General features: G+C 74.9%; 5 protein-coding genes. All 5 read right to left on the bottom strand.

Annotation, left to right across the window (positions count from 1 at the left end; all coding sequences use genetic code 11):
* Positions 1-69: 69 nt before the first annotated feature.
* Entirely contained in the window at positions 70-639 is a 570-nt protein-coding gene (locus ACFWIS_RS40385) for a hypothetical protein (RefSeq protein ID WP_380463972.1), read from the bottom strand.
* Entirely contained in the window at positions 636-2,027 is a 1,392-nt protein-coding gene (locus ACFWIS_RS40390; RefSeq protein WP_380463974.1) for a hypothetical protein, read from the bottom strand. Before ACFWIS_RS40390 ends, ACFWIS_RS40385 begins: the two co-directional genes overlap by 4 nt.
* Positions 2,024-2,833 carry an ABC transporter ATP-binding protein gene (locus ACFWIS_RS40395; protein WP_380463976.1) on the bottom strand — a complete coding sequence of 270 codons (810 nt, stop codon included), beginning with the start codon at positions 2,831-2,833 and terminating at the stop codon, positions 2,024-2,026. The genes ACFWIS_RS40390 and ACFWIS_RS40395 overlap by 4 nt, the downstream gene beginning before the upstream one ends.
* A 77-nt stretch (positions 2,834-2,910) precedes the next feature.
* Positions 2,911-3,738: a zf-HC2 domain-containing protein gene (locus tag ACFWIS_RS40400; protein WP_380463978.1), complete on the bottom strand. Its 828-nt coding sequence runs from the start codon at positions 3,736-3,738 to the stop codon at positions 2,911-2,913.
* Positions 3,735-4,295 carry an RNA polymerase sigma factor gene (locus ACFWIS_RS40405; RefSeq protein WP_380463980.1) on the bottom strand — a complete coding sequence of 187 codons (561 nt, stop codon included), beginning with the start codon at positions 4,293-4,295 and terminating at the stop codon, positions 3,735-3,737. The genes ACFWIS_RS40400 and ACFWIS_RS40405 overlap by 4 nt, the downstream gene beginning before the upstream one ends.
* Positions 4,296-4,521 lie beyond the last annotated feature (226 nt).

Here is a 4,521-nt window from a genome sequence, read left to right on the forward strand (position 1 = left end):
CGTGAGCACCGCCCTCGGGCGGTGCTCACGTCGTTCGTCGTTCCAGGCCCGCCGGGGCCCGGCCACCCGCTACCGGCGGGGGCCCGCCAGGGCGTACAGCACGGTGCCGACCACCAGCAGGGCCCACGCCGTCCCGGTGGACGCCGTCGTGGCCGGGGTGAAGGTCATCCAGTGCACCACCTTCCCCAGGGTGCCGGGCGGGGGCGGGCTGAGGACGGTGACCGCGAGCCAGCCGGTCGGCAGGATCCAGGCGAGCTGCGCTCCGAACAGCGCCGCCCCGAGCGCGGCCAGACCGGCCAGCCCGGCGGCGTCCCGGACGACGAAGCCGGTGGGGCTGGTCTCCACCCCCATCAGTCGGAGCGCCAGCAGCGCCGCACCGGCGAACGCGCCGATCACCAGCACGTGCGCCGCCCGGCGGGGCATCCACCGGATCGCGGCCGTCCGCTCCAGCGCCGCGTCCTGCCCGCCGAGCCCGACGGAACCGGCCGCGACGCTCATGGTGAGGACCAGGACGGTCGTCCCCAGGTCCATCGGGCCCCGGCCGTCGTCCAGGGCCCACGTCGCCAGCACGACCAGCAGGATGACGGCCGCCGAGGCGGGCGCCTGCCGCGACCGCGCGTACAGGGTCAGCCACCTCATCGGGACGCCTCCCCCGTCAGCGGCGCCAGCACGGTCCCGCAGGACAGCGCGGCGGCACGGACCTGGGCCATCCGGGAGCGCTGCTCGGCGGCCGGCAGGGCGTTCAGCGTCTCCCAGGCGGTGCGGGCGTTCGTCCATGCCTGCTGCGAGAACCGGTCGCCCTCCGGCTGCTGCAGCGGTACCAGCCGGTGATCGCCGAGGGCCCAGCTCGCGCCGACGCTCTGCGCCGGGATCGCGGTCTGCCCCCCGCCCTCCCAGATGGTGCGCGGCCAGCAGTTCGGCGCCAGGCCCTGGGCGACCAGCAGCCGGGTCAGGTCCGCGCCGCTCGCACCGGCGACCAGCGGGTCGTCGAAGTCGATCAGCACCACGTCGCCGGAGAGCGTACGGTCGTCGCCGATCGCGCGCAGCGCGGTCTCCTCGTGCAGCGCGGCCGGCGCCTGGTCTCCCAGCGCCTCGTGCAGCACGCGCAGCGCCTCCTTGCCGCTCGGTGCGAGTTCGGGCAGCTGCGCGCGGTGCGCCCGGGTCACGCACACCGGGCCGTCGCAGACCAGGGCCGCCGCGGCCCGGTCGACGACGAAGGTGTCCCGCGGATCGGCCGGCAGGACCGTCAGGGCCAGCGCCGCACCGGCCAGTACGGGCGCCACCGCGAGCAACCGGGCCCGCCGGGTCGAGGCCGCCACCAGCGCGAAGCCGGTGCCGAGCAGCCCGAGGAACCACAGCGCCTGCCCCAGGTCCACCGCCCCGGAGAGGGTCAGCAGCATCTCCCGTGGCATTTCGGTCACCGGCGACAGCTGGGAGAGCCGGTTCGGCGCCACGCCGGACGGCAGTGCGCCGTCGGTGGTCTGCCGCAGGTACATGACCGTCAGCAGGAAGCCCACCACAAGGATCGGCGGGACGAGCACCGAGGGCACGGTCCTCGCGACGCCCATCCCGAACACGGCGCCCGCGACCAGGGCCAGCGCCGCGACCAGCGAGATCGGCAGCCATCCCGCCGGCAGGTAGTCGGCGTCGCCGAGAACCACCTGCCCCGCGCCCCACAGGACGAGCAGGCCGAAGCCCGACGCCAGCGCGAGCGCGAGCGCGCCGGCCGGCAGCGCCGCCCGGCGCCAGGCCGGCCGCGGCGTGCTCGCCAGCAGTTCGGCCATCCGGGAGCGGGAGTCGCGCAGTCCGTAGACCGCCCCGAAGCCCACCGAGAGCGGCCACAGGTAGGCCAGCATGGAGCGGGTCGTCAGCGCCAACGATGTCCACTGCGAGGTCCAAGCCGTGGTGCCCCGCCACCACAGTCCGTTGATCGCGTAGAGGACCGCCAGGCTGCCGCCCAGGACGACCAGACCGGCCCACGGGGCGACGGAGCGCCTCAGCTCGGTCCGCAGCACACGTCCGTTCACCAGGTGCCTCCCGGACGGCCGGTGTCGTGGAGGAGCGCCGAGTAGCCGCGCTCCAGCGGGCTGTCGCCCGGGAACTCGCTGCCGCCGGCGGCGGCCAGGTCGTCCGGGGTGCCCTGGAAGACCAGCCGGCCGTCGGCGAACAGCACCACGTCCGAGCAGGCCGCCGCGACGTCCTCCACCAGGTGGGTGGAGACCACCACACAGGTGTCCCGACCCAGTTCCTGCAGCAGCTCGCGGAAGCGCAGCCGCTGCGCCGGGTCCAGGCCGGCCGTCGGCTCGTCCAGTAGCAGCACCGCGGGGTCGTTGACGATCGCCTGGGCGATGCCGGCCCGCCGCACCATGCCGCCGGACAGGGTCTTCATCCGGTGGTCGGCCCGGTCCGCCAGGCCCACCCGCTCGACGGCCCGTTGGACGGCCGCCGGGATGTCCGCCTTCGGCACCTCCTTCAGCCAGGCCATGTACTCCACGAACTCGCGCACCGTGAAGCGCTTGTAGTAGCCGAAGTCCTGCGGCAGGTAGCCGATCCGGCGCCGCAGCGCCCGGTGGTCGCCCAGCCCTCCGACGGAGGTGCCGAGCAGCTCCAGCTCGCCCCCGGCCGGCCGCAGCACCGTCGCCAGGGCCCGGATCAGGCTGGTCTTGCCCGCGCCGTTGGGCCCCAGTAGGCCGTGGGCACCGATGCCCAGGGAGAGGTCCAGTCCGTCGACGGCCATCTTGGTCCGGCCGACCCGCACTCTCAGGTCACTGGCCCGGATCTCCCAGGCGTAGGTCTTCGGCGCGGTCTCGGCCGCGCTCGTCATGGGCGCCATGCGGTGGCCCCTTTCGAGGGTCGATGGTCGTTTCACAGCGTTGGGTTTCACAGCGTTGGGTTTCACAGCGTTGGGTTTCACAGCGTCGCGTAGGAGTTCCGGCGCACGATCACGGCGCCGACGGCCAGTGCGAGCACCAGCCCCCAGCCGGGCAGTCCGCCCGGCTGGAGCGCGATCCGCACGGCGAGCGGGACCTGTCCGGTGGCCCCCGTGGGCACCACCACGGCGACGCCCCAGGCGGCCGCCAGCCCGGCGGCGGCCCGGGTCACCCCGATCACGCTGCCCACTGCCAGGGCGGTGGAGGTGAAGGCCAGCGAGGGCAGCAGCCACTGAGCGGCCGTCACGCTCCCGGTCAGCCAGCCCGTCAGCAGCAGCCCGGGCAGCACCACGGCGAGCACCGCCGTGGTGCGCCGGAGCAGCAGGGCCAGGCCCGCCCGGGCGGTCGAGGCCGTCAGTTCGTGCGCCGGGTCCAGCGCGCGCGACCAGGCCGCGGCCACACCGAGCAGCGGCAGCACGGGCGCCACCAGCGACACCGGCGAGGCGCCGCCGAGCAACGTCGCCGGCGCGAGCGCGTCCAGCAGCAGTGCCGCCAGGGTGACGGCGGCGGTCATCGCCAGCCACGGCGTCATCACCGGGGTCAGCCAGGCCGACACCCAGCCCGGACGGCGCCGCCGCGCGGGCGCCTGGGCGGCCGCGTCCAACTGCGGCTCCAGGCCGGCCCGGACGGTGTCCAGCAGCGCGGAGACGTCGGGCGCCTCCGCGGCCACCGAGGCGGCCAGCAGGCTCCGGCACGGCGCGCACGTCTCCAGGTGGGCCTCCAGGGCCCACACCGTGTCCGCCGCCATCGTGGCGTCCCCCCGGGCGTAGTCGTCGATCAACCGCCTCGACGCGTGTTCCTCCCTCATGCCAGTGCCTCCCGCATCGCGATCCGGGCCCGGCGGGCGCGGGTCTTGACCGTGCCTTCGGGCAGTCTGAGCAGCACGGCCGTCTCCCGGACGGAGAGCCCGTCGAGCACCGTGGCCTGCAATACCTCACGGAGTTCCGGCGCCAGTCGCCGCAGCGCGTCGCCGACGTCCCCGCCGACCGTCCCGGCCAGCGCCTCCTCCTCGGCGGCGGGCACCACGGCCCGTTCGACGGCGGCGACCGGCGGCTCGGCGTGGTGGGCGCGACGCCGGAACGCGTCGATCAGCCGACGCGCCGCGATCGTCCACAGCCACCCGACGGCCGAGCCGCCGACCGCACTCCCGGCGAACGCGCCGGCCGCGCGCCACACCGCGAGATAGGTCTCCTGCATGACCTCGGCAACGATCTGCTCGTCCGAGCAGCGGCGGCGCAACCGCACCGCCAGCCACGGCGACGTCCGGCGGTACAGCTCGTCGAACGCCCCGCGGTCGCCCCTGGCCACCAGTCGGAGGAGACGCTCCTCGTCCAGCTCGTCCAGTGCTCTCCTGCGTGATCTCACACCAGCCAGACGCCCGATCCAGCGCCCAGGTTCTGCGTCCGGCGTGACCTGCGTCACAGTTCGGGCCCCTCTTCCAGGCGTTCGGATGCGCGTGCGCGGCACAAGCGCGGCGAACCGTCCGAGCGTGCCGCCCGGAAACGCGAAAAGGCCCACCCGGAAACCCGGGTGGGCCTTTTCTGAAGAATTGTTCGGCGGCGTCCTACTCTCCCACAGGGTCCCCCCTGCA

This window comes from Kitasatospora sp. NPDC127060 (genome assembly GCF_042724935.1).
Lineage (GTDB): Bacteria > Actinomycetota > Actinomycetes > Streptomycetales > Streptomycetaceae > Kitasatospora.